Consider the following 24,563-nt stretch of genomic DNA (forward strand, 5'->3'; position numbering starts at 1 on the left):
CACCATCGCATTTAACTACTTATTGGGTATAACAAAACCACGACCACCCAAAGCAGTTTTTAGCCCTGATAAAGACATGTCTTCACCGGCCCAAAAAGTGCCTTGATTACTAGTAGGAATTTTCACTCCCTTCCATTTACAGGCTACAATTGCTCCTTCACATGGAGTTTGTTGCTCATGTCCAGGTGTAGATTCAATGCAATTGAGAATAAAGTTTGGCTTATCAACGACTAACGCAGACCAGTTGCCTGTTGATATTTTACTTGTCCATCCAGCGCTAGCTCCGGGATCACTTACAGGATGAGTAATCCAGATATCATGTTGTGATGTATTGTGTATTAGTATTAATTTGCTCTTTTTGGCGACTATGGTTACGGCTTCTCCTTGTACCTGAAGACCTTGGCATCCATCGGGCATGATTGTCTCGGCAACCAATGCATTGGAAAAGAGCAATATGCATAAAGAGAAAAGGGATCTCATTTATTTTCCTCAACGTGTTTTTACCCATTATATAGACATCGGAAGTTCCTGGCTACTTGTAGGTTTGACTTCAGGGGTATTAATCTCTGTACAGGAGCGCCCAAAAAATACGTGTTGTTTATCAGATAACGTTTGTGACTTTTCATAAGTTCTTGGGCCAGTTGCAATGGTATTGAGTAGATTAATAAATTGCTTATGCTTGTTTGTAAAGGATGTTGCTAGAGATAACTGTTCATGATTGTCTACAGGCGAATCAATCCACGATAGAGTGGCGTTATAATGTGATGTGGGTAAACCATCGTCACAGAATCTAACGATTTGGGTACAATTTTTTTCAGGGCTCCATCCATAATGCCATAATCGCAAAAAGTATTTAATGACATTAAAAGGAAATCCTTCTTGAAAAGTTTCGAGCAGGAGCTCTGCTCGGGCTTCATTCCTGATGCGTACGTATAACGATTTGTTTTTAGTAGCGTTAATTATCAATAGATTACAGGCTGCCTCCACCAGTGAGTATTGCTTATTTTGCCCCCATATCTTGAGTAGATTGAGTTTGTCGTCATCTTGCGAGTTGGATTGCTTGCCACGATAAATGGCCATGGTATTGAATAGATTAGCATCCAATAGACTTGTGTTTCTATCTATCGCTCTTTCTAAGGCTTCATAGATAACCGCTGAAACCTGGCGACCCGGATACATAGTAAGGAGTTTACCCAATGTATAGATATACAACTTTTTATCTTGGAAATAATGAATGTAGTCGTTGAGTAATTGCAACAGGGTTCCCTTTTCTCCTTGATAACTTAAAAGAAACACACAGATGATTGGTAGTTGTTTTAAATCAGCCTTATTCCAAATTTGTTTGCTTAATTGAAACAAATCAAAGAGCAGCGGACATTCTTTTAATTGAACCTCAACTTTTCGGGTATCTTCTGTCCATGTTCGTGTGTGAGGTAGGTTTTGTTTTATTTCTTCCGGCAACCAAAATTTATACAGTAAGCTTTTAAAATAAGGCATGAGTATGGCTTTTCTAGTCATTGCTGGATTAAACCGGTTGTTTGAATAGAATAAAGAAATGATCCCTTTTCTAGCGGAGCGGAATAATAAATCTCCGAGGATGCGATTTCCAATAAGTGAATTGGTGGTATTGGTTGATTCACTATTTAATTGGCGATTTGTAAACTCAATTAAGAGTGCTATTTCTTTGGCAGTAAATAAATTGCGCATTTCATGATCGCCACTGCCGGATTGAAACAACGCATCATGGTTATTGGCCAATAGATACACTATAAACTGATATTGCTTGCTGTATTCTAGATCAGCTGTCTTATGGATTAACTTTAATGCCGCTATGAGGTGATTCTTGTTAAAGAAATGAATGATCTCTGGTGTTGGGTCTTGTTTTGATTCCTTATTTATTTCATAGGTGTTTATCTCTTTCATAAGCAAAGCGATGCCTGAATCGGATTTGATTATTTTTAGCAAGAGTAAATGAAGTGCTTTCGTTTTTGCTGGGTCATGAGCAGCTTGCTGTGCAACCAATGACAAGGCCTCCAAGAATAAATAGGGTTGATCAGTTTTGTTCCCATAAAAAGTAAAGCGATTAATCAGATCAAAAATCCATGGAGATTTATAATGGTTTAATAAACAGTATGCGAGACAAACTACGGGATCGTGTATTTTTAGAAATTGATGAACGTCGCTTGCGTAAAGACTTAACAGTAAATGTTTTCTCCAAACTTTGTTCAATAATAGGCTGTCAAGCAACTCTAGTGCAACCTGTCTATCTCTAATAAGTCCGAGAAGTTCAAAGGCATACTCCTCTCGCAACACACTAAATAATGATTTGACCGATTGAATAGGGAATGGGCCTTGTTGAGTTAATACTCTCGTTAATTGCCTTTCCAGCCAAGGGAGTACATTTGGGTTTCTTCGGGATACCTGTTCTTTGTACACCTTTGAGATGGATGAATCATAGAGGCTTTGACGGAGAAGCAGGTCAAAGCTTTCTGGGTACTTACTTAACTCCCATTCTGAAATTCCGTTAAGAATGTAAACTAAGATCCTTTTGCTGAAGTCGTTATAATACACAAATTGTCCAGTTTTAAGGAAATATCCAAGGACTTCTCCGTCCCTATCGTAAAATCGATTTGTACCATCCGTTGTTGGAGATGGATTGAATTCAAGTAAAGCCCCATTTCTAAAGGTAAAAGCCTGATTGTCTTCGGTGAGATAAGCCACGGCTCTGCCTTCAGAGTTATATAGGCAATATTCATGAGTGTGGGCTAATACTTCAACAGGTTTTCTTGCTGCCAAGAGTAGCTTCTCTAACCATCTGATCATCAGAGGTTTTTGGGGAGGCTGTGTGTATTTGTTGATCAATGAGTTTGAATAGAAATGATCAATGATCCTTAAATAAAGATCATGGCGGATGCATTGCGAGTCCTGACAGTATAAATGATACAGTGAGGTTAATGCTTGTTTGGCAATACGAGCATCAAGCTGGCCTGGATTGAGGCATTGTAACTCAAGATTTTTTAATAGAGCAAATAAACTTTCATTTGATCTAAACACCATGAGATTAGCCTTATCACTTAGTATTCCAGTAGTGTTCCTATCTTGTACGGAAAGAGCTGTTTCAATCTGACGTAGCTGCTCATTCAGTTCAGTAAAAAATGGGGATAAAGAGTTGAAAAATTCAGAGTTGGCAAATTCTTTTGCACTTAAGGTTAAACAAAATAGCCGGTATCGGTTTGATAATTGGCGCAGTTTTTCCGGGGAAGTCGTGCTAACAAACTTTGGTGAATTTAATAAAGTAGCAATTGAGGTATTTAGTGCGCTTTCATGGGAGTGCTTTTCAGCACTTGTTAGTGCTTTGTAGGCTAGCTCAAAGGAGGGATCAGATGCTAATGTGCTCGATTCTAGTTTTAGCCTTATTTCCTTTAAGTAATTTGGATTAGCAACAATCCATTCAGAGCATAGCAATGGGATAAGTTGTAGCGCCAGCTCATGTTGTTCATCGAATGGCACTAAAAAGCGGTCAATGAGTTTTAATAAGGATTCTTTACTGAGGCTTCTGATCCACCGAACTTGTTTTTCGATACTAGAATTTCTGAAAAAATACTCCAATAGCTGATCGATTTGCGCACTGATTTCTGGAGAAAGGGGCTCCGATAAACCTTCATAGTAGTTAATAAGAACACTTAAGCACTCAGGTGTAATCTCAAGAGAACTTGTAGAAAGTAGATTGGTGAGATCCTTCATTCGATAGCTGTTTTTATCATGAGGGATAAAGCAATCTAGAAGAATCTGAGCTGAAAAAAACTGGGAAGATTCTTCAATGAATGCATTTAAAAATGAATCAAGCCATTTTTGTAAATCGTGCTGACTGAGTAATTGAATGACTCTGGAACGATCAAAAGAGGATAATTCGTAATGATTCTCAATTAAAAATGGTTTTACCACTTCATTGAGCTCAGTACCTATTGTGAGTGAGTTAAATGCTTTTAATGAGGTAGGCTCTGCGTTTTCAAGGACATGAATTAATTGCGATGCCCCCTGTTCCTTTAAGGTCATCAATAGGGGCCAAGCCTGTTGATAGGTGTTTAGTATATCGGCCAAGGGCTTTTCATCACGGGCGTCATTTGTCGCTGTTTCTGGTCTAGTCAAATAGATTGATAATAAAGAGAGTACTTCCTTTATTGAGATTTGATGCATGTATTCCTTTATGGAGGCTATCAGCAACTTCATTACAACGTTTCCCTAGAATATCCTGAATAAATCCTAAACAAACAACAATTTTACTATACCTTGATCCGTTTAATTTGCAATATACCTTCGAGCAAGTTGGATGGTTTCCTCCTGAATTGCATCCCAACTGAGCTGCACCGTAAGGGTGTGGAACATCCCATGGTTAACGAATGATGGGTTTTTATGTGGTCAATGTGATGATATATTTGACAAATCAGCTCATTGCTCCTAGATTTTAAGTACAACCAAAAAGGATTTTAAACATGAAAATAATCATGTTTTTAATAGTTTTTACTACTAATCTAGTTGCTTATGGACGGCCCATCATTTTCGGAGTGGTAAATAATGCACCTCCTTTCTCTAGTCCTTCTGGAGATGGAAAGGAGTTCTTCGGGTTTAATGTGGATCTTACCAACGGTATTTGTGATCATCTGAACATTCAATGCAAAATTATAGGATTACCACTTGTTCAGTTGATTCCTAAACTTGATAGTGGAGAAGTGGATGTTATCTCTGCTCCTGTTCCAATCCATACTAATACAGGCGATAAACACATTTTTAGCTTGCCCTATTTGCCGAGTGAGGCGCAGATACTTACATTAAGATCAAGCAATTTTAATAAAGTTGAAGACCTTGACGGGAAAAACGTGGGCGTGTTGCGCTATACGTTCTACGATAACCTTTCCAACTCCAAATACGCAAATATGTTTAATTTAAAAGAGTATAATGTAGCTGCTGATATGGGTACCGCTTTATTGAATAAACAGATTGATGCGGTGATTATCAACCAACGCTCCGCCTCATTCATCATCAGCAACATGGTGAATAACTTTAAAACAGTTGGCAATAAATTTACTATTGGCGAAGGGTATGCGATGTTTGCATTAACGACAAACGCTGATTTAATTAAACAAATTAATCAGGCTCTTTTAAACATGGAAAATGATGGGAGTTACATGAATATATACAATGCGTATTTTAGCCAATAAGTGATCACGACTTCCGCTTCACTCATTAACATGAATTCTTGTCTCAACCTTGAGTTCTTACTGATTACTCAGTTATCGATAAGGGCAAAGACACTGCTTCTTCTGCTCTTGGTGGTTTGTTTGTGCTATTGGCATTAAACAAACGGTAAATATTCAAGTGCTCAGGTTTCGATTCTGATTGTTTTGGCTGCCATCGATCCTCATTGTTTGTTTTGCAGCCAATGTAAACAAGAGTTAGACTGAGTGCAATTGGCCAAGACACTGCAGCTGCTGTGATAATAAGAGCAGTGAAACCAGTGTTAAACATTAGATTTTTCCAAAACTTAGTTTGGGCTGCTGCTTGCTCCACACGTAAATTCTGCATTAACACATCATGATAGTCATCCGCCACTAGGGTTCCATTCAGTGTTTCGCGCTTAAGATCAGCAATAGAGCGTCTATACTGTTTATACTCTTCAGCAGTATTGTACATGGCATTTCCCAGCATGCTTGCGGCGGCTAAACCAATTAAAGTGAGGGGGCCTGATACTATTAATGACGCTGCAAAAGCCAACACAAACACATTGGCTGCTGCGATATTAAAAAGATAGTAATTTTGTTGAATTTCTTTTTGATCATTAAGAATATCAATCTGTCGCTCAATGATAGCACGCTCTAGAGAAGAGGTTGCTTCATGCTTCTGCAACAGCAATTCATTCACACAGAATTGGTATTGGCTATTTTCGATATGCCACAGGACAAAAAATAGGGCAATATCAATCATCAAAAAAAACAAATTAACTTTTGCGAGTAGAAATGCATCTATTCCCCAATGTGGACCAAAAAAGTTAAATAAATTAACCGTCCCCCAAAATAGATCAGTGCTCATGGTGTAGCTTCGTTTTTCTACTTCTTGAACCAATACTTTTTTGCTGGATAATTTGGGATTCAGTGCAGCGAGAACAACGTGTTTGGTCATGATAAGCAGATTTAATGCGAATCGTAGACCATACAAAATAAATCCTAAAAGTCGAAGAGCTATTTGAGGTTTGTCTAATAGGGCTGTTAGTTCTTCTGGTGAGTAATTGAGACCAAACAGCTCATTAATTTCCTTTAAGGAATCAACAGCTCCTATTTTCTGCAGATAGTTGATCACATGATTTGAAAGTGCGCGGCTGTAATTCCAGTACGAACGATTACTGATAAAGCTTGACAGATGTTTGCGAATTTTCGAACTGCTTACAAAAGAATGAATAAATTCGTCGGAGCTTTTCTTGGGTTGCGCTTTGCAGTTTGCTTCAAGAGGTTCCCTTTTATTCCTTTTGTTTTGAATGGATTGTTCTTCAATAAAACGATCCAGTTCGTTTTTCTTCATCAAAAGTTGGTTTAAATTTTCAGCAACGTAATCTGTTTGATAGTATGAAATCAAATAATTGCACAGAAAATTCAAATACAAAACCATTCCATTGTTTGCTTGCAATCGTTCTTTATTGGACAAGAAGAGCTCATACAGCGTGGAAAACTCTAAACTCAACAGGGATAAATTAAATTCCTCTTCCGTAAAAGATAATTCAGGTATCGATGAGTTCGTTCGATTAAAAAAATTATGTTTTAAAGACGAGGTTTTTAGCATGATTGAATCAGTTTATCATTCCTGTTGTTGATAAAAGTGATCTGATTGTGTCTTGATCCAGTTGCGTAATAAATACCTAGCCTATCTGAATGCAGTAAATAGTTCAATAAATGCTTGCATCGAGTTAAACTATTGCCAAACTAAACGTGGTGGAAACTAGAATGCAAGAAACAATTGATCCATTGATCATTACTGATCTCCATAAACAATCAATAGTGCACTGGAAAGCTCAAGGGGTTACCTATCAAAAGGAAGCATTTCTTCGATTGGTGGAGGAGAACCATGCGTTTAATTTTAAATTATGGCATGCTGAAGACAGAGCTCGGCGTGAGGATATGGGGTTTGAGTTTGTCTATCATGCAAAGAGAGAAATAGATGCTTGCAATCAACAAAGAAACAATCGGATGGAAGCAATGGATGAGTGGCTGTACATGTCGTTAAAACCAGCCTCGCCTGCGAATTGCCCCGTGAACTCAGAGTCTCCTGGAATGATTATCGATCGTCTTTCCATTTTGTCTTTAAAGTCCTACCACATGGAGTTACAGGCAAATCGTACAGAGGCGTCAGATGAACATAGGGCTAACTGTGCGATGAAGTTAGAAGTCATTTATCAACAATTAAATCAACTCTCTTTGTGCCTGAAACAATTGTTTGACGATGTTAGAACAGAAACACGCACGTTTAGAGTATATCATCAATTTAAAATGTATAATGATCCTAATTTAAACCCAGAATTATATCATCCTCTTCCTCACTAGAATCCCCTTGATGGAGGGCTGGTACACTGGTGGAGCGATGAAACGGTAGGGTTTTATCCACTGGGCCTTTGGCAGATTTCACTCTAAATAGGGTGTCTGCATGGGGGTTTGAAAAGGTTGATTTTGTAGGTTTAGGTTTGGGTGCAGGTGAAGTAGTGGGTTGTTTATTTGTTTGTTCTTTGGGAGGAGGTGGGGAAGGGGATTCACTTTCTGATACTAAGCTTACCTGGCCTAATTGCTGCCTTCCAAGCCCCCTAGCTAAGGCCCTGAGAGCAAGTACTGCTCCAAAAAACAGGCCACTGACTACTGCCAGACAGTTCATGATGAAGGTATCATGATAATGTCCTTGATCATCCATTTCCTGAAAGGAGTTACCTGCAAAACTTACAAATTTTTGTCCTTTACCAAAACCAGAAAATAGCGAGCGAAACACTTCAAACCATTCTTGGTAGAAATATTGATGTGCGGGTTTAATATCTAGGCCATCGTTGATGGCCTTTTTAAATTCTTCTTTGGAAGGGAGTGTTGAATCTAAACCGTGTTCGAGTTCATCTTTCAACACAAGAATATTTTGATACAGGTGTTCCTCTTTTTGGGGAGGGGGATTCTTTGAATTCCAGTGATCACTAATGATGGCCTCAGCTAAAAAACCAGCAATGATAATTAATCCTAAGCTGACACAGGCAATAAGCAATGCAGGGGGGAAAGCAATGCCTGCTAAAGCAATTGCACTTCCAACAAAAAACATAAGACTTGCTAGTGCCCCATAGGCATATAACCCATTTTTTAAGCCCAACAAGAATGAGGAGTAATATCCACGGTTTAATTGCTCGGATAAAATTTTACGCTGTTCTTCAAACTGATTCATTAAACCTTTTAATTCCCTTTCAAGACGAGCAATTTCTAGAAGATCTTTGCGGGATTTATGCTCTTGAGATTTTAGTCCTAATAAATTGGCATAACAGGTTTCCAATTCTTTACTGGTTAAAGCTAGCTTGCATTTAGAGTGAGTGATTAATAGTTTCAACTGAAAATCATATTCTTCATAGAGTCTCGTGATGATGGTAGAAATCGTATAAAAAACACATATTGTCGCCATGATTGTTAAGGTAGGTGGTGCCAGTGTGGCTAGGCTTAATACTCCAACGTACAAGTATAATCCATCAATCAGTCCACCGGCTGCGGCAGAGAGTAAAGCTCCTCTGCGAGTATCAAGGGATTGGTATTGAATGCGTTTTAAATATTCTTCATGTTCTTCATGAGTTAACGAAGAGAGTTTTTTTATCTCAGTCAACAGCGCAGCATTAGAAATCATCATCTGTTTCCGGGCTTCTAACATCCCCCGAATCCAAAAACGATTTGCCGCAGAAAGTACTCCGAGCACCAAACCCACTGGGACTATCAAATATTTTGTGTCGAGACCAGAGATTAAGCTATAGGCAACAACAGCAGCTCGCCAGCCCTTGTAGGCATTTTTTAAGCCCTTCATGACATCTCTGAAATAGGGCCAGGAAGTTGCAATGAATTTTTTGAAATTATCTTCCTTTTCACTGTCATATTTAAAGGCAAAGAAGGAATAGGAAACTAAAAAGAGTGACTCAAGAGCAACTGTAAGCATTCCGACAGGTGAACAAAGAACCTCGTGCATCAAATCGGTGTTGTTGGTTGATATAAACACGTCAAAGAAATATTTGAACATGGTGTAGGACGAGCTTAGCGAGTCAATTACAGCATAGGTGTAGTAAACGTATTGATCTTTATCAAGTTCTTTGGCGAGTAATCTTGCTTGCGCGTCGATTCGTCCAGCAATTGCTAGAATGAAAACTAATTCTTTATGCTTTAGGGGCGGTTTATCATCACTCACTTGAGCCATTTCTGCTCTTGATGGGCATTAGATAAGAATGCGCGCTATTCTATGTATTATTGATCTTCATGTCAATTTAATTTTCACCCTGAATCAAAAGGATACAGATCTTGGATGGAATTTGGTATCATATCACATCGAATTAAGAAAATGACAAATTGAAGTGAAAAAAATTAACCCCAAAAATGACTCGTGTACTGTGACTAAAGGTTTAAACCTGTTAGGATATTGCACTAAAATATTACTCCTGAAATGAGGATTAAATGAGATCAACACTTGCTCTCTTTTTTATTATGTCAATGATGACGGGAGCTCTTATGGCAAAAAGTGAAGCCCAAGTTTATGGTTACGTTGAGAAAGTGACTTTGATTGATCACAAATTGGCTCTATCAGCAAAGCTGGATACAGGGGCCAAATCAGCTTCGCTGCATGCAGTGAATATTATACAAATTGAAAAAAAGGGTATTCCCTATTTGCGTTTTACTGTTCCGACTAAGCAGGGTGATTTTACCTTTGAAGGGGAGTACATCGGTAAGGTGAAAATTAAGGTTCGTGAAAGTGAGGCAAACCCCGGATTATTAAAGTCAACTCCTATGAAACGCCCTGTTGTATTACTCAATGTGAAACTAGGCGATAAAGTGCGGGCAATACAAGTGAATTTAACCAATAGAAAGCGATTTATATATCCATTGCTTTTGGGGCGTGATGCAATCATTGACTTTAATGGCGCAGTAAATCCGGCCTTAACATTTACAACTTCGAAATCAAGAGCTAAGTGATAGAATGAAAAACAATACTCGTCATGTTTATGGTTTAATTTTGACCCTACTTGTTATAGGGTCGACACTCTTTTTATATCGACATTTTGCCTTGGATGTTCCATTAACAGATACTGAAACGATCAATAGTTGGATGGTTGAATCGAACCTACGTTTTACAGCTGACCCCAACATGCCTGTAAAAGCAAGTTTTAACATTCCCTATTTGCCACCGCATTTTGCAATATTGGATGAGTATTTTGTCTCAAGAAACTATGGGGTAACAACGAATTTAAACGGAAGCAATCGTGAAACAGTATGGTCCATTAGAAGAGGCCATGGAGCCCAATCACTGTACTATCGAGTCATTTTTAGAGAAACGGACAGCAATGAATCAGCTCTACCAAAACCCTCAGCAGTGAAATCACAACCGTTGGATGAAAGCCAGCGAGCAGCTGTAGATACGATTGTTAATCAGGTTCGCTCTACTTCAGCGGATATACAGACTTTTGCACAAGGCACTATAAAAGAACTCAATAAGAAAGAGGGTAATGTCAAACTCTTACTAGAGAACAACTTTGACGACGAGCACATTTTAAATGCAGCGATTCTTGTTTTGAATCAATCAAAAATAGCGGCTGTTCCAGTGCAGGGCATTTATTTAACTCAACAGAGAAAAGCCGAGTTGAGTTCCTTATTAGCAGTTTATACGGGGAAAAAATGGATTTATATTAATCCTAAAACAGGGAGTGCTGGATTGCCTAAGGAATTTTTAATTTGGCAATACGGTAATAATCCATTGTTTACCGTATCTGGTGGAAGCAAGGCCCAATTTTCATTAACGGTTTCTCCAACACCAATAAACGCCTTAAGCGTTGCAAAATCCAGAGGTTTGCAATCTGATTCTCAGCTGTTGCGTTTTTCACTGCTGCAGCTTCCAGTCAATGTCCAAGGAATCTATAAAATTCTTTTAACTGTTCCCATCGGGGCATTTATTATCCTGCTCTTGCGCAATTTTGTGGGGATCAAGACATTTGGAACGTTTATGCCGGTACTGATTGCTTTAGCTTTTAGGGAAACGCATGTTGTTTGGGGCATTAGCTTATTCATCATCATTATATCGTTTGGTTTGTTAGCCCGATTTTATTTGGATCAATTGCGTCTGCTCCTTGTCCCGAGGCTTGCAGCAATTTTAACCGTAGTTATATTGCTCATGATATTTATCAGTGTGTTTTCACAAAATCTTAATTTAGATACGGGAATGTCTGTCGCCCTTTTCCCCATGGTTATTTTAACGATGACTATCGAGCGCATGTGCATCACCTGGGATGAGAGAGGCGCCTCAGAAGCCATTAAATCAGGCATTGGGAGCTTAGCGGCTGCGGTGTTATCTTATTGGGCGATGAGCTATGAGCCTTTACAGTACTTGATTTTTGCTTTCCCAGAATTGTTGCTCGTGCTTTTAGCCATGATTTTATGGTTTGGCCAATATAGAGGGTATCGATTGGTTGAACTTAAACGCTTTAAATCATTGGCGAGTGTACAATGATTAATTTATTTCGTCGTTTAAAAAATCAAGGGGTTTTGAGCATCAACCAGCGAAACTCTGATTTTGTTTTGCGCTATAATCCTAGGAAGCTATTTCCGCTTGTGGACGATAAATTAAAAACCAAAAAATTGGCGTTGAAGGCAGGGATTTGTGTACCAGAGCTTTACGACATTATTGAAACAGAACAACAAATCAAGTCCATAGAACAGAGGTTGGCACCCTATAGCGATTTTGTTATAAAACCCGCAAGAGGCTCGGGTGGAGACGGTATTTTAGTCTTTAAAGACAAAGTGTATGGTCGCTACCGACAGATAAACGGAAAGTTAACGACCGTTCAAGAGCTTAGTTATCATTTATCACGCTTACTTTCTGGTGCGTATAGCTTGGGCGGATCATCCGATTACGCGATCATTGAAAAGCGAGTCGTTGTTGATCCTGTTTTTGCAGAAGTAAGTTATGAAGGTATTCCTGATATCCGAGTAATCACTCTATTAGGGTATCCTGCGATGGCCATGGTTAGGTTGCCAACTCGACTTTCAGGTGGTAAGGCAAACCTGCACCAAGGCGCCATCGGAGTGGGAGTTGATTTGGCTACGGGTAAAACTCTAGGTGGAGTTTTTCATAATGATCCTATTGATTATCACCCAGATACATTAAATCCTATTGTAGGTATTGAAGTACCCTATTGGGAAAAAATTCTAGAAATCGCTTCTAGCTGTTATGAATTGACTGGTCTTGGATATCTTGGGGTGGATATCGTTCTTGATAAAGACAATGGACCATTAATGCTTGAATTAAATGCTAGGCCCGGACTAAACATTCAAATCGCCAATAGAGAAGGCGGTCTTAAGCGATATAGGGCTATAGAAGAGCGCTTTCATGAGATTCAAAATGAATCTACATTAGATAAAGTCAATTTTTGTCGACAGGAGTTTTCTAGGGGGTAGAGTGAATAAACAGCCCCATGTATTTAGAGTCTACTTTAGGAGACTTTTCCATCGATTTGAACAAGGCGTATCGCGTTCTTATCCAGTCAATTTTTTCCTCCCTTTCCATAAGCTCTTCAGTGGGTAAGATCTTATGAAGACGTTCTTGATTTAATTGCCAGGTTAAGCCTTTAATGTCATAACCCTGTTCAAATCTCTTTAGTAATGGGTTTAAGCATACCTCTTGGACTTTCTGTTCAGCTTCCTGTTTTTCAAGGAGTAGTTTTTTCAAAGCAACTTGTTCTTGTTCAATGGTCTTTCCAAGGTTTCTTAGACCATGTTGTTTTACTTCAAACTCCAGTTCTGTTTTGATAGCTGCATGAGTCATATCTGCGGGCATACGGCCAATAAAAACTTTGGGTAGATCCTTAGAGCTCGATTTTCCTAAAAACGATTTACAGAGTTTCCAAAGCATAGGTTCACCTCAATATCCATTTTTTATCAGGGCTTACTCAAAAAACCGGATCTCTTCGTTTAAAATGGTTTTAATTGAGTCATTTAGGTTATCTAAACTTCCTTATTCAAACCATTTTTTGCCTTGAGCTCAGGGTTTTTCGTAAGTCCTGGTTATGAAGTATTGCAAAATGAATTTAGCTTGTAAACATTAGTTTTGAGAAATTATTTGATATTTGGTTTTATTTTGTGCCACAATGGAATATACTATAACATAGACTAGTAAAGGAATTGTATGTTTTTTAGAAAAGGCGGTTCATTATTTGTGCACGGAGTTAAGGGATTTTCATCACATGCTCCAAAAGGTGTCCATTCTAGCTGGTTTAAATCTCAGCTGGATTCGGTTGGTTTGATGCAAAAAATATCAAGAAACCAACTCCAAAAGTCACTCCCTTCTACAAAAGTGTATTTTAATAAAAACTATTTGCAAGATTCAAGAAAAGTGCATGATTCCTTAGTTAAAGTACCGGCAATCAACGTTTCTGGTGATAGAGATGTCGTATTTCAGAGTGGAGTCCCATTTACTGGTAAGCGTGATTATTTTAAGCAAATACCTGAAGGACATCCTGAATTGTTGTCACCCCAAGAAAGGCTTAATGCAGGAAAAAAGATAGTACATTCAGACAGTGTGGTTTTTGCTAGAGGTGGTTATCCCTCCAATAATCCATTGAGACTCTATAAAAAACCATTCCACGCACGTATTTTTTCGTTGGCAGGCGCCTCATTTGAGAACGACTATCTGCACAGCAGATTATTCATGCTGGATCTTTATAACCCCGCGATTAAGCAGGGTACTCCGTTTGATTCATTGTTCAAAGGAGTTCCAATCGACTTTAGCGCCGCTAAAAAAGAAATTGGGAATTACGATGGAACAGATGATTTGTCACGGATAAGACTTGGTTTTACTCTGTTAGCCAGGACTGGCTCTGGTGTGTATTATCCAACGTTTAGAAAAGACAGTTCCGTTATATTTTTAACCAAACCCTATTTTCGACATCAATTAGAAGATATTTCCATGCTTCTTAGTGCAACAAACGAATCCGCACACGAAGCAGGAAAGCCCGCTTTACTAAAAGCAACTGCTGTGGGAATGGGATTTTTTGCTAAGATTGACGGAGCTTATGACATACAACATTTGTTATTCCCTTATTATTTAAGAGCTTATAAAAAGCTGCTTGAAGAGCATACTTATCCTTGGGTGGCGCAAATTGAATTCCCTGTATTTAATGAACTACAAGAAATGCAGTTCGACGGCGTCTTTGAAGACTATAAAGGCCCAGTCAAGGTCTACCGAACAAGAAGAGACGTGCTTGAATTCACCGAGCAGGAGATAGAAGAGTTTACCCCGTGCCTTGTTAATCCATCAGATGTATTTGCCCTTACTGGGAATGAATGGGGATATGGAAGTGTTGAAGCCATGATTGGTCTTAACTCCTCATTACGAATGGACCAGGTTCACCATACAAATCCTAGGATTCTTGAACCTGAGAACCACGTTGGTGTGCAAATTCACCCTGATTACAGTGCTGAATTAGTGAAAAGCGCTGAGCTAACATCTGGAAGTAGTCTAAAAGTCTAGTTTAGAATGAAAAGGGGCTAGTAAGCTAGCCCCTCTTTTTGCTGTTCACAGCATTACATATCCATGCGCAATTCTTGATTTTGTTCGGCTTTTTTCAGAGCTGTTTTAACTGCTGCAACAAGAAACTTGTCGCCTTCCAACATCATTGTTAAAGTGTCCTCAGACTTGCCTCGGTATAGATGAGTACAAACACTAATAAATGCATCTTCTGAATTGTGTTTCAATAACCAAGACAATACATTTTTACTCGACGAAATATCTTCCTTTCTTAGTACTTTAGGAAGAGATTGATTGAAATCATGCAGGGCATTAGGAACTAACATGTCTTCCATAAATTTCGTTCTGTATTTTGGACATGTTGCTGCTAGCATGTTATCAAAGGGGACATGGCTAAATACGATATGCTCTGCTTCGATATCATACCCATCCGACTCGATACCCGTGTGGAATTTTAATTCAAGCAATGAAGTTCCTTTTCCATAAAAGGCAAATATCCATTTTGAATCAACATGTGATTGATTGTTTCTAATAAATACAGCCAGTTCTTCGAATGTTTTACAGGTGCCCCAACCAAAGGGATTTTGGTTGAAACGTTGGTACTGTACTACGTCATCGAATGTCAGTGCATCCAAGTGCTTCTTATCCACCCGAGGTTTAAGTCCACCCTCTTTGTGAAATACGGAAGGGTCTCTCCCATCGACACGTAAAAACACACCAGAACTTTCAAGTTTAAGCATATCCTTACCTATTGTAGGATTTGTTATCCTTATAAGTTTCTCTGAATAGTTAAAAAACGTCTCTTTTAAACCGAAGTTCATTTTTGTTGTTGAATACGCAAACTTTGTCATTGGCTGGCGAAATGCTATCCCTTTCATTGCCCCTTTAAACAAGGTAAATTTAGAAAACATGATGCCCTCTTAGTTTTTGTCTAAAATTGGTGCTCTGATAAAGGAATTGTACCAGCCAATTATTAACTGAAAATTAAGCATGGTGATCTCTAAGCTATTATTTATATATAATTTTCTTCTTGTGGTTTAAATGTTGATCATTTTGATTTGTGATTGATCTTGTCGTGATGAAAGGGGTTTGGCGAACGAGTTAAACAAACGATGAAGCACAAATTAGACTATAAGGTACGCTACCAACTAGACGACTTGCAACTAGTCATGGAAGCAACTTCTTCAAATGCAAAGGATTTTACAGCGCTTAGGGAGCCTTTGGAGTTATTTTTAGAAGAAGTTGAAATGACCAACACGGGGACGGACCCCGCTGGGGTCCGTCCCCAAACTTCGCCCTTAATTGCCCGCTGCATGTTGAATAAACAATCGTTTGATCGGAGTAAATTCATTACAAAAATTTAAACCAAGCTTTCTTAAGTTCGATAAGGGAGAAGACGTGTTGCTAAATAAGCGTTTGAAAGCATCCATGAGTAAAATGGATTGCCAGACAGCATGTTTACGTTCTCGTTGGTAGGCTCTGAGAACTTTATTTGAAACTAAAGCCCCAGTGTTTCTTTCTAAGCAATTCATCCATGCTTTAACGTCAGCAAGACCTATGTTTAAACCAAGCCCGGCTAAGGGATGAATGGTATGCGCTGCATCACCCAATAACATCCAGCGAGTGCCAACATACTGTTTCACGTGTCTCATATGCAGAGGAAATTGATGGCGCTCGCTTTCTAATTCAACCCTACCCAAACGATGATTAAAAGCAATGGCAAGCTCTTGATTAAATTCGTCGGAGCTTAATGCCATTAAATGGGCAATTCGTTCGGGGGTGGTTGACCAAACAATTGAGCAGTGATGGGCTTCTTCCAGAGGTAGAAATGCCAAAGGGCCATCTGCGTTAAAGACTTGATAGGCAGTACGCTCATGAGGGAGTTCTGTTTTAACCATGGCAATCAGTGCATTTTGCTGATAAGACCATGTGGTTAAAGGCACATTCAATAAATTTCTTGTCGTCGAGTTTGCTCCATCACAGATCATTAAGAGCTTCCCAGCCCAAACAGTAGTGCCATTTGCAACCTCGATAGAGTGGTCTAAGGTCATCACCTTATCAATTTTGTGTTGAGGAAATAGTTTGATGTTTGATATCGCTGATATTTTAGACATCAATGCTTTTTTAATACAGGATTCTTCGACAATCGTACCCAATCTCGACTCAGCAATTGTTCGTGAGTCAAAATCAATATGTGCACCAGTACTTGCGTCCCAAACATGCATTTTTTGATAGGGTGCTGTACGGTTTGCTGATATCTCCTCCCAAACTTCCAACTCGGTGAACAATGCTTGCGAAGCCCTATTAATTGCATAGACTCTCAAATCGATGGAGTCCGACTCTTTATAAATCGGGCCGGCGTCTATCACGGCTACATGAAGTTGGCGTTTTGCCATTGCTAAAGCAGCACTAAGACCAACAACTCCTCCACCGATTACGAGTACATCGTAAGTTGGACTCATTGGACCTCCTTGCCATTTAATGCTATTTCACAGACCAAATCAGGTATGACTCCACCAAAGCCACGGGCATAACGAGCAAAAAGCTTTTTTAATGGGGGCAGATTATCAAATGCGATCATCCCTAAGTTACGTGCTACACCGATACCTGGTATGCGCTTCGTAAACAATTGAATAAGTCCATCCGTTAATGCGGTAATTGATTGTTGATCATGCTTTCTTAGTTGCAAATACTGTTCAAGCATGTTTGAACTCAATCCATTAGCTGCAATACACTGTGCTAAAGTTGCTACATCCCTTAAACCTAAGTTAAAACCTTGACCCGCAACTGGATGCAATGTGTGTGCTGCATTGCCAACAAACACAACAGGCCATTTGGTTTGTTGGGGCATAATCACTTGGCTTAAAGGGAAGGTATGCCGCTTACCGATTTTAACAAAGCGACCAAGACGATAACCAAAGGCATTCTGTAATTGCTTTAAAAATTCAGCATCGTTTAGGGACATTAATTGTTTAGCATCATTGGGTGTTAATGCCCAAACCAAGGACATTCTATGGTCTTGCATGGGCAATAATGCCAATGGACCGTTTGTGGTGAAGCGTTCAAAGGCCTTAAACTCATGAGGTTTTGCTAAGCCGACATTGGCAACTATAGCGCATTGATTATATTCTTTAATGCTTGCACTTAATCCACATAAGTGGCGTAAATGAGAGTCTGTACCATCAGCAGCAACAATTAATTGAGCAGAAATAATCTCTTCACCCGTTTGGGTTTGGACAGTAACATGACTTTGAGCTAAATCAATTGCCGTGACAGTTGCAGGGCAACGCATTTGTTCTTTATCCAGACGCTTTGAAAGGGCAAGATTGATGAATTGCATTTCAATGACATAGCCAAGAGGCCTATTCTTCTCGGCCTGAAGGCGCGAAGCTCCAAAACGGTGTTGGTCCGACACGTGAATCATTTCTATTGGCGTGGCATATTGCTCAAGGGTTTCCCATAGTCCTAGCATATTTAGGATGCGTTGACTTGCTGGAGATAAAGCCAGCGAGCGTGCATCAAAATCAGGATTTATTTTATCTTGTAGGGGTTTAGCATCTATCAAGAGAGAGGAAACCCCGAGCCCATGTAGGGCAAGGGATAGAGTGGCGCCGGTTAGGCCGCCACCAACAATCAGTATATCAACTTGATTTTTAACCACGCATTAAGGCCTCAATCTCGTCCACTTCAACAGGTAACTCTTTTGTTAATACCTCATGACCTGTTTTGGTGACTAGTACATCGTCTTCTATCCTTACACCAATATTCCACCAGCGCTTATCCAGCCCTTCAATATGTTCGCTCAGGTACAGGCCGGGCTCTACAGTCAGAACCATGCCTGCCTCGAGGGGTCTCCAATCATTATCAATTTTATATCGCCCTGCATCATGAACGTCTAAGCCTAACCAGTGCCCGGAGTTGTGCATGTAATAGGGTTTATAGGCTTCGCTTTGAATAAGAGAGTCTACATCCCCTTTTAAAATGCCTAACTCACAGAGTCCAGAAGTTAAAATTCGTAGCATTATCTGTTGAACATGGTTCCATGGTAGACCTGGTTTAATCGCAGCAATCCCTTCTTTTTGTGCTTTTAGCACTAATTGATAGATGCTCTTCTGTTCAGAACTGAACTCACCATTCACAGGAAACGTTCTAGTGATATCAGCTGCGTAATTGGCATACTCTCCTCCAGCATCAATCAATACAAGATCTCCCTTGCGCAACGGTTTGTTGTTGTCCGTGTAATGAAGGACACATGTGCTTGCTCCACTCCCTACGATTGGATCATAGGCCACGCTTCTACAACCATGTCGACTGAATTCATAGAGGAGCTCTGCTTCAAGTTGATATTCATAGTCCATTTCTCGGCAGACGCTCATTGCCTTCTTATGCGCACTCACTGAAATACTCGCTGCTTTTCTCATGAGGGCAATTTCTGAATCGCTCTTTATCAGTCGCATTTCACTTAAAATCGGCTCTAAATCACAAAATGATTCAGGGGACTTTGTTCCTTTGCGAACCATGGATTTGATGGAAGCAATGCAATTCAGAATTCGTTTTTCAATAGCGGGATTATGGCCAAGGTTGTAATAAATTGATGTTTTTCCGCATAAGAGATTGGGTAATTCTTCTGAAAGCTCAGTTATCGGAAAAGCTCTGCTCATCCCCAGCTCATGAACTGCACCCTCTTGGCCTAAGCGCTTTCCAGTCCATTGTTCTTCAGCAGGATTTCTTGAGCGGTTAAACAATATACTTTCATTGTCTTTACCAGCTGCAATAATCAACAAGGCATCTGGTTCATTGTATCCAGTTAAGTAATAAAAGTCGCTGTCTTGTCGAAACCGATAGTGGGCATCTCCATTACGAAGTAACTCATGAGCTGCTGGGATTATAGCCACACTATCAGGAGGTAGTTGTGAGGCCAATTGGTTTCTTCTGGCCTGATATTCTGCTTGGCTAATCATATCCATTTCCTTATTTAATCGGTTTAGTGATGCCTACCTGAGTCATCTTTATTTTCTTTTTCTTGCATAATTAAATCGCTGTGTAAACGCAAAACAGCCATGCGAGCATATTCACTGACTTCCATAAGGGCTTTCTCATCATCTTCACCAATATCAAGAGATTCATAGTCCAATTCAGCGAATTCAATTAAATGTTGAAAGGCTTCCTGTGATTCTTCTTCATAAAACTCATCGGCGCCGATTCCAGCAATGTTTAAGCTTTGGGTAAATCCCTCACACCATTCACTAAAGGCTTTGGCACGCAGAAGTAGCGACTCTTCATCCTCGGGCAACAACATTTGAAAATCAAAATTAAAGTGATTGATTTGTTGTTGGCTAATTGAAAAAACCGAAAATAGGGTGAGAAGACCATTACGGCTTGCTTCATCTTTTCTGTTATTGAGTAGCGCGCGAATATAAGCTTCGCCTTGAGCATCTGCACCAGCACATAGGTAACCGCACATGATGCCATGTAGCTCGCTCCCTGAAATGGGGAGGGCCAAGGGCGCTATCGCACCCGTAAAATCATCATAACTTGGCAAATTTAAATGATCAGCTTCAGAGGACATAGGCAACCCGATATTAAAATTCACAATGATAACTCATTTGCTGATGTAAGCCAAAATTGTTACTATTTACATTGTATCCCGGAATTGCAAAGGCTTAGCGATGACAACCATTAAATCCTGTAAAATTAAGTTATTGAATAAATTCTATGAAATCAAATGTCCAGAAGGAGAGGAAACGAATTTATTGCTTGCAGCTGAAAAATTAAATGAGAAAATGCAACAAAATAAAAGTAAATTCAAACAACTCGATAATTTTCATACCTTGTTGCTTGCTGCCTTGGATATTAGCTATGATTTGGTTGTTTGTAAAAAAGCTCAAGAGGAGCAACGTCAACAAGTCACTCAGTTTATTTCTTCATTAGAGAACCGAATTCATAAAGTTGTAGAAGGTGAAACAGAGTTAGTTGCTCAAAAATAATCACGTCCAAGTAAAGGGAGTTAGCATGCGGCGCCAATGGTATATTGGATTTGGGATCATTCTTTTAGCAATATTCGCTTTATTTGCAATGCTGCATGACATTAAGTGGTTTATAGGTTTTATGATACCTGTATTCCTACTCAGTATTTATGATGTACTTCAAAAAAAGCATACTATTCTTCGTAATTTTCCAGTTCTGGGCCATTTCCGCTATTTTCTTGAGTTTCTAAGACCAGAAATCCAACAGTATTTTATTGCCACTGATGAGGAAGAGCTGCCTTTTAACAGAGAGGTTCGCTCTTTGATATACCAGCGAGCTAAAAATAGTCGCGATACTATCCCTTTTGGTACAACTCGGAACATTTTAAGTGTTGGTTATACCTGGGCTTTGCATTCATTAGCTCCAAAGCACTTAGGTGAAGTTGAACCAAGGATTATGGTTGGTGGTCCTGATTGCAAGAAGCCCTATAACGCCTCTCGATTGAATATTTCCGCCATGAGCTTTGGCTCGTTGTCACCGAATGCCATCATGGCATTGAATAAAGGGGCTAAACTAGGTGGTTTTGCACACAATACAGGGGAGGGTGGTTTAAGCCCATATCATTTACAGGGTGGCGACATTATTTTTCAAATTGGAACAGGTTACTTTGGTTGCCGCGATGATGAAGGTCGGTTTGATGAAAAGGAATTCATAAAAGAAGCAAGACGTGAAGAAGTTAAAATGATCGAAATTAAATTATCACAAGGAGCAAAACCTTCGCATGGGGGTATATTACCTGCAGCAAAACTAACTGAGGAAATAGCTCGAGTTAGAAAAGTTCCCATGGGTAGAGATGTCTTATCACCTATAGCTCACTCCGCTTTCAGCAATCCAGTGGAGTTGTTGCAATTTGTGAAAAAGCTGCGTGATTTATCTGAGGGTAAACCCATTGGTTTTAAAATGTGCCTAGGTAGAAAGGATCAACTGTTTGGTCTATGTAAGGCGATGCTTGAAACGAACATATTACCCGATTTTATCACGGTTGATGGGGCTGAAGGTGGAACAGGGGCTGCTCCTGTGGAGTACGTCAATTTCATTGGTACTCCTTTAGAAGCGGGATTAGTATATGTTCATAACGCATTAGTTGGGATAGGTGTTCGCGATAAGGTAAGAATTATTTGTAGTGGGAAGGTGGCAAATGGTTTTGATATGCTTACTAATATTGCACTGGGTGCTGACATGTGTAATTCAGCTAGGGCAATGATGATGGCTATTGGTTGCTTGCAAACTAAGCAATGCAATGCGAACACCTGCCCAACTGGGGTAGCAACCCAGAAAAAGCGTCTGCAATATGGCTTGGTGGTTGATCAGAAAAAGCAACACGTTGCTAATTTCCACAACAATACTATTAAGAGTTTCTTAGAAATGGTCGGTGCTTTAGGATTAAGTAACCCAAGCGATCTGAGGCCATATCATATTATGAGGCGAGTAGGTGTTGGGCTAGCGAAAACTTTGGACCAAATTTATACTTATGTTCGCCCAGGTCAATTTTTAACTGGAGATGTTCCAGAGCCTTATAAGAGGTTCTGGGAAATGGGAGACCCGCATAAGTTTTAATGGCTATGTTTAATCAATCACCAATGCTATAATTTAATTAACCCGATAGTGAGTGATTTTAGAACCAACACTCATTACCTTGGGAAGCATCCTGAAATTGGCGTTGTGCAAGCCCACAATCTAGTGGGAAGCCTGAACCAATTCATCCGCTGCCCACTTGAACCTAAGGGTTCAAAATCGATAACTGTCGGGTTACTCCTTAATCAATCGTTCCTTTAGCAATAAGTACTCGTCACGAACTTTAGCCGCCAACTCAAACTCCATGTTTTTGGCGTATTCATGCATTTGTTTTTCAAGGGCATTCATTTCTTTAACCAAATCTTTTACTGACCAATGCTCGTATTTCGGTGTGTTTTCAGCAACGCTGGTTTTTCGTTTGCCGATGTAAGCACCTTCCATGATGTCATCGATCGATTTATTGATTCCAGTAGGGGTGATACCATGCATGGCATTGTATTTTTGCTGTTTATCTCGCCGTCTGCTTGTTTCTGCTAGAGCTCTTTCCATCGATCCGGTGATTTTATCCGCGTATAAAATGGCTCGTCCTTGGAGGTTTCGAGCAGCCCTTCCTATGGTCTGTATTAAGGATCGCTCGGAGCGTAAAAAACCTTCTTTATCGGCATCAAGAATAGCTACCAAGGCCACTTCTGGCATGTCCAAACCTTCTCTTAGGAGGTTGATGCCGACAAGGACATCAAATTCCCCGAGGCGTAAATCTCGGATGATCTCTACACGTTCAACGGTATCGATGTCTGAATGTAAGTAGCGGACTTTAATTCCATGTTCGTTTAAATAATCGGTTAAGTCTTCCGCCATGCGCTTGGTCAGGGTTGTGACTAAGATACGCCCACCTTGTTTTATCACCAGATTGATTTCCGACATCAAATCGTCCACTTGAGTCTTCACTGGGCGAATTTCTACTTCAGGATCAACAAGACCTGTAGGTCTAACCACTTGCTCAGCAATATTTCCCGAGTGTTCCAATTCATAGGGCCCAGGTGTTGCCGAGATGTAGATGGTTTGTGGGGATAACTGTTCAAACTCTTCAAAACGAAGCGGTCTATTGTCTAACGCTGATGGAAGTCTAAAACCATAGTTGACCAACGTTTCTTTCCTAGCCCTGTCACCTCGGTACATCCCTCCAATTTGGGGTACTGTGACGTGAGATTCGTCGATGATTAAAAGTGCTTCTGGAGGCAGATAATCAAAAAGAGTTGGGGGTGGCTCACCAGCTTCGCGGTTCGATAGAAAGCGCGAGTAGTTTTCAATTCCCGAGCAATAACCAAGCTCTAACATCATTTCAATATCAAAATGAGTTCTTTGCTCCAAGCGTTGAGCTTCAACCAACTTGTTTTGGGCGTTTAATTCAGCAAGCCTCTCTTGGAGCTCCATTTTAATGTGTTCTATCGTTTCTAATATTCGTTCACGGGGGGTAACGTAATGTGTTTTCGGGAATACGGTAACCCGTGGTAAACGCTGGAGAACCTCACCGGTTAATGGATCAAAGCACGCAATATTTTCCACTTCATCATCAAACAATTCGATGCGAATGGCTTCCTTTTCCGAGTCAGCTGGAAAGACGTCTATGACATCTCCATGAACTCTAAACTGTCCGCGCTCAAGACTTAAAGTAGTTCTTACGTACTGCATTTCTGCGAGACGCTTTAATATTTTACGCTGACCGGATTGTTCTCCACGGGATAGATGTAATACCATACGCAGGTATGAGTCGGGGTCACCAAGTCCATAAATAGCAGATACTGTCGCGACAATGATGGCATCTTTGCGCTCTATAAGTGCTTTTGTTGCCGAGAGGCGCATTTGTTCAATGTGCTCATTAATGGATGAGTCTTTTTCGATGAAGGTATCAGAGGCTGGAACATAAGCTTCGGGTTGATAGTAATCGTAGTAAGAAACAAAATACTCCACGGCATTGTCTGGGAAGAACGCTTTAAACTCGCCATAAAGCTGTGCGGCGAGAGTTTTGTTCGGCGCCATGATCATGGCGGGTCTTTTCATGGCCTGAATGACATGAGCTATGGAAAAGGTTTTACCCGAGCCAGTGACTCCAAGCAGTGTTTGTTTGGCTAAACCAGATTGCAGGCCGTCAATCAGCGATTTTATGGCGGAGGGTTGATCTCCAGCGGGTTCAAAGTTAGAATAAATTTTAAACAGATTTTTCATAATTTATAGTATATGCTAGG

General features: G+C 39.9%; 19 protein-coding genes and 1 other RNA gene. 9 read left to right on the plus strand and 11 right to left on the minus strand.

Translation table 11 applies throughout. The annotated features are described in order from the left end of the window. Positions 1 to 15 precede the first annotated feature (15 nt). Both Lwal_RS11180 and Lwal_RS11185 read right to left on the minus strand, forming a co-directional pair. Positions 16 to 480: a hypothetical protein gene (locus tag Lwal_RS11180; protein WP_058480876.1), complete on the minus strand. Its 465-nt coding sequence runs from the start codon at positions 478 to 480 to the stop codon at positions 16 to 18. A gap of 27 nt (positions 481 to 507) precedes the next feature. Beyond that, a complete protein-coding gene (locus Lwal_RS11185; protein ID WP_058480877.1) occupies positions 508 to 4,230 on the minus strand; it encodes a hypothetical protein in 3,723 nt (1,240 codons plus the stop codon). Positions 4,231 to 4,493: 263 nt separating this feature from the next. Between Lwal_RS11185 and Lwal_RS11190 the strand changes: the two genes are divergently transcribed. After that, on the plus strand, positions 4,494 to 5,219 hold the full coding sequence (locus Lwal_RS11190) for a transporter substrate-binding domain-containing protein (RefSeq protein WP_058480878.1): 726 nt from the start codon (positions 4,494 to 4,496) through the stop codon (positions 5,217 to 5,219). A gap of 64 nt (positions 5,220 to 5,283) precedes the next feature. On the opposite strand, the gene Lwal_RS11195 is transcribed toward Lwal_RS11190, so the two are convergent. Then, complete coding sequence (locus tag Lwal_RS11195; RefSeq protein WP_058480879.1) at positions 5,284 to 6,831, minus strand: hypothetical protein; 1,548 nt, start codon at positions 6,829 to 6,831, stop codon at positions 5,284 to 5,286. 161 nt (positions 6,832 to 6,992) lie between these two features. Here Lwal_RS11195 and Lwal_RS11200 point away from each other — a divergent pair, with 161 nt between their 5' ends. After that, a complete protein-coding gene (locus Lwal_RS11200; RefSeq protein ID WP_058480880.1) occupies positions 6,993 to 7,589 on the plus strand; it encodes a DUF4254 domain-containing protein in 597 nt (198 codons plus the stop codon). Here Lwal_RS11200 and Lwal_RS11205 read toward each other — a convergent pair. After that, complete coding sequence (locus Lwal_RS11205; RefSeq protein WP_058480881.1) at positions 7,549 to 9,462, minus strand: hypothetical protein; 1,914 nt, start codon at positions 9,460 to 9,462, stop codon at positions 7,549 to 7,551. The two genes, Lwal_RS11200 and Lwal_RS11205, sit on opposite strands and share 41 nt — an antisense overlap. Positions 9,463 to 9,716: 254 nt before the next feature. Between Lwal_RS11205 and Lwal_RS11210 the strand changes: the two genes are divergently transcribed. From Lwal_RS11210 to Lwal_RS11220, 3 genes are read left to right on the plus strand one after another with little or no spacing between them, the layout of a single operon-like run. Continuing rightward, positions 9,717 to 10,232: an ATP-dependent zinc protease family protein gene (locus tag Lwal_RS11210; protein ID WP_058480882.1), complete on the plus strand. Its 516-nt coding sequence runs from the start codon at positions 9,717 to 9,719 to the stop codon at positions 10,230 to 10,232. 4 nt (positions 10,233 to 10,236) lie between these two features. Then, positions 10,237 to 11,760 (plus strand): inactive transglutaminase family protein, encoded by a 1,524-nt coding sequence (locus tag Lwal_RS11215; protein WP_058480883.1) that lies wholly within the window; start codon positions 10,237 to 10,239, stop codon positions 11,758 to 11,760. After that, positions 11,757 to 12,707, plus strand: a complete 951-nt coding sequence (locus tag Lwal_RS11220; protein ID WP_058480884.1) for an alpha-L-glutamate ligase-like protein — start codon at positions 11,757 to 11,759, stop codon at positions 12,705 to 12,707. Before Lwal_RS11215 ends, Lwal_RS11220 begins: the two co-directional genes overlap by 4 nt. Here Lwal_RS11220 and Lwal_RS11225 read toward each other — a convergent pair. Continuing rightward, positions 12,697 to 13,161, minus strand: coding sequence for a hypothetical protein (locus Lwal_RS11225; RefSeq protein WP_058480885.1), 465 nt, complete (start codon positions 13,159 to 13,161; stop codon positions 12,697 to 12,699). The two genes, Lwal_RS11220 and Lwal_RS11225, sit on opposite strands and share 11 nt — an antisense overlap. A gap of 273 nt (positions 13,162 to 13,434) precedes the next feature. On the opposite strand from Lwal_RS11225, the gene Lwal_RS11230 reads away from it, so the two are divergent. Next, positions 13,435 to 14,778 (plus strand): type IV secretion protein Dot, encoded by a 1,344-nt coding sequence (locus Lwal_RS11230; protein WP_095197453.1) that lies wholly within the window; start codon positions 13,435 to 13,437, stop codon positions 14,776 to 14,778. Positions 14,779 to 14,831: 53 nt separating this feature from the next. On the opposite strand, the gene Lwal_RS11235 is transcribed toward Lwal_RS11230, so the two are convergent. The 5 genes from Lwal_RS11235 to Lwal_RS11255 form a co-directional block, all read right to left on the minus strand. Beyond that, positions 14,832 to 15,686, minus strand: coding sequence for a hypothetical protein (locus tag Lwal_RS11235; protein WP_058480886.1), 855 nt, complete (start codon positions 15,684 to 15,686; stop codon positions 14,832 to 14,834). 387 nt (positions 15,687 to 16,073) lie between these two features. After that, the gene (locus Lwal_RS11240; protein WP_058480887.1) at positions 16,074 to 17,237 is read right to left on the minus strand and encodes an FAD-dependent oxidoreductase; all 1,164 of its coding nucleotides are present in this window, start codon (positions 17,235 to 17,237) and stop codon (positions 16,074 to 16,076) included. Continuing rightward, on the minus strand, positions 17,234 to 18,436 hold the full coding sequence (gene ubiH / locus Lwal_RS11245; protein ID WP_058480888.1) for a 2-octaprenyl-6-methoxyphenyl hydroxylase: 1,203 nt from the start codon (positions 18,434 to 18,436) through the stop codon (positions 17,234 to 17,236). Before ubiH ends, Lwal_RS11240 begins: the two co-directional genes overlap by 4 nt. After that, the gene (gene pepP / locus Lwal_RS11250; RefSeq protein ID WP_058480889.1) at positions 18,429 to 19,736 is read right to left on the minus strand and encodes a Xaa-Pro aminopeptidase; all 1,308 of its coding nucleotides are present in this window, start codon (positions 19,734 to 19,736) and stop codon (positions 18,429 to 18,431) included. The genes ubiH and pepP overlap by 8 nt, the downstream gene beginning before the upstream one ends. A 23-nt stretch (positions 19,737 to 19,759) precedes the next feature. Further along, positions 19,760 to 20,344 (minus strand): UPF0149 family protein, encoded by a 585-nt coding sequence (locus tag Lwal_RS11255; RefSeq protein WP_058480890.1) that lies wholly within the window; start codon positions 20,342 to 20,344, stop codon positions 19,760 to 19,762. A gap of 100 nt (positions 20,345 to 20,444) precedes the next feature. Between Lwal_RS11255 and Lwal_RS11260 the strand changes: the two genes are divergently transcribed. From Lwal_RS11260 to ssrS, 3 genes are all read left to right on the plus strand, one after another. Continuing rightward, a complete protein-coding gene (locus Lwal_RS11260; protein ID WP_058480891.1) occupies positions 20,445 to 20,762 on the plus strand; it encodes a cell division protein ZapA in 318 nt (105 codons plus the stop codon). Positions 20,763 to 20,787: 25 nt separating this feature from the next. Next, positions 20,788 to 22,359, plus strand: a complete 1,572-nt coding sequence (locus tag Lwal_RS11265) for an FMN-binding glutamate synthase family protein (protein ID WP_058480892.1) — start codon at positions 20,788 to 20,790, stop codon at positions 22,357 to 22,359. A gap of 36 nt (positions 22,360 to 22,395) precedes the next feature. Next, positions 22,396 to 22,557: non-coding RNA, 6S RNA (gene ssrS, locus Lwal_RS16800), on the plus strand. On the opposite strand, the gene uvrB is transcribed toward ssrS, so the two are convergent. Continuing rightward, complete coding sequence (gene uvrB, locus Lwal_RS11270; protein ID WP_058480893.1) at positions 22,552 to 24,543, minus strand: excinuclease ABC subunit UvrB; 1,992 nt, start codon at positions 24,541 to 24,543, stop codon at positions 22,552 to 22,554. The two genes, ssrS and uvrB, sit on opposite strands and share 6 nt — an antisense overlap. Positions 24,544 to 24,563 lie beyond the last annotated feature (20 nt).

This window comes from Legionella waltersii (assembly GCF_001468085.1).
GTDB lineage: Bacteria > Pseudomonadota > Gammaproteobacteria > Legionellales > Legionellaceae > Legionella > Legionella waltersii.

Coding starts and splice junctions, on each gene's coding strand:
- Lwal_RS11255 (WP_058480890.1), bottom strand. CDS start 20,344: ATGTCCTCTGAAGCTGATCATTTAAATTTGCCAAGTTATGATGATTTT.
- Lwal_RS11240 (WP_058480887.1), bottom strand. CDS start 17,237: ATGAGTCCAACTTACGATGTACTCGTAATCGGTGGAGGAGTTGTTGGT.
- Lwal_RS11260 (WP_058480891.1), top strand. CDS start 20,445: ATGACAACCATTAAATCCTGTAAAATTAAGTTATTGAATAAATTCTAT.
- Lwal_RS11210 (WP_058480882.1), top strand. CDS start 9,717: ATGAGATCAACACTTGCTCTCTTTTTTATTATGTCAATGATGACGGGA.
- Lwal_RS11215 (WP_058480883.1), top strand. CDS start 10,237: ATGAAAAACAATACTCGTCATGTTTATGGTTTAATTTTGACCCTACTT.
- Lwal_RS11225 (WP_058480885.1), bottom strand. CDS start 13,161: ATGCTTTGGAAACTCTGTAAATCGTTTTTAGGAAAATCGAGCTCTAAG.
- Lwal_RS11205 (WP_058480881.1), bottom strand. CDS start 9,462: ATGGCTCAAGTGAGTGATGATAAACCGCCCCTAAAGCATAAAGAATTA.
- Lwal_RS11220 (WP_058480884.1), top strand. CDS start 11,757: ATGATTAATTTATTTCGTCGTTTAAAAAATCAAGGGGTTTTGAGCATC.
- Lwal_RS11230 (WP_095197453.1), top strand. CDS start 13,435: ATGTTTTTTAGAAAAGGCGGTTCATTATTTGTGCACGGAGTTAAGGGA.
- Lwal_RS11195 (WP_058480879.1), bottom strand. CDS start 6,831: ATGCTAAAAACCTCGTCTTTAAAACATAATTTTTTTAATCGAACGAAC.
- pepP (WP_058480889.1), bottom strand. CDS start 19,736: ATGATTAGCCAAGCAGAATATCAGGCCAGAAGAAACCAATTGGCCTCA.
- Lwal_RS11185 (WP_058480877.1), bottom strand. CDS start 4,230: ATGAAGTTGCTGATAGCCTCCATAAAGGAATACATGCATCAAATCTCA.
- Lwal_RS11190 (WP_058480878.1), top strand. CDS start 4,494: ATGAAAATAATCATGTTTTTAATAGTTTTTACTACTAATCTAGTTGCT.
- Lwal_RS11265 (WP_058480892.1), top strand. CDS start 20,788: ATGCGGCGCCAATGGTATATTGGATTTGGGATCATTCTTTTAGCAATA.
- Lwal_RS11180 (WP_058480876.1), bottom strand. CDS start 480: ATGAGATCCCTTTTCTCTTTATGCATATTGCTCTTTTCCAATGCATTG.
- uvrB (WP_058480893.1), bottom strand. CDS start 24,543: ATGAAAAATCTGTTTAAAATTTATTCTAACTTTGAACCCGCTGGAGAT.
- Lwal_RS11235 (WP_058480886.1), bottom strand. CDS start 15,686: ATGTTTTCTAAATTTACCTTGTTTAAAGGGGCAATGAAAGGGATAGCA.
- Lwal_RS11200 (WP_058480880.1), top strand. CDS start 6,993: ATGCAAGAAACAATTGATCCATTGATCATTACTGATCTCCATAAACAA.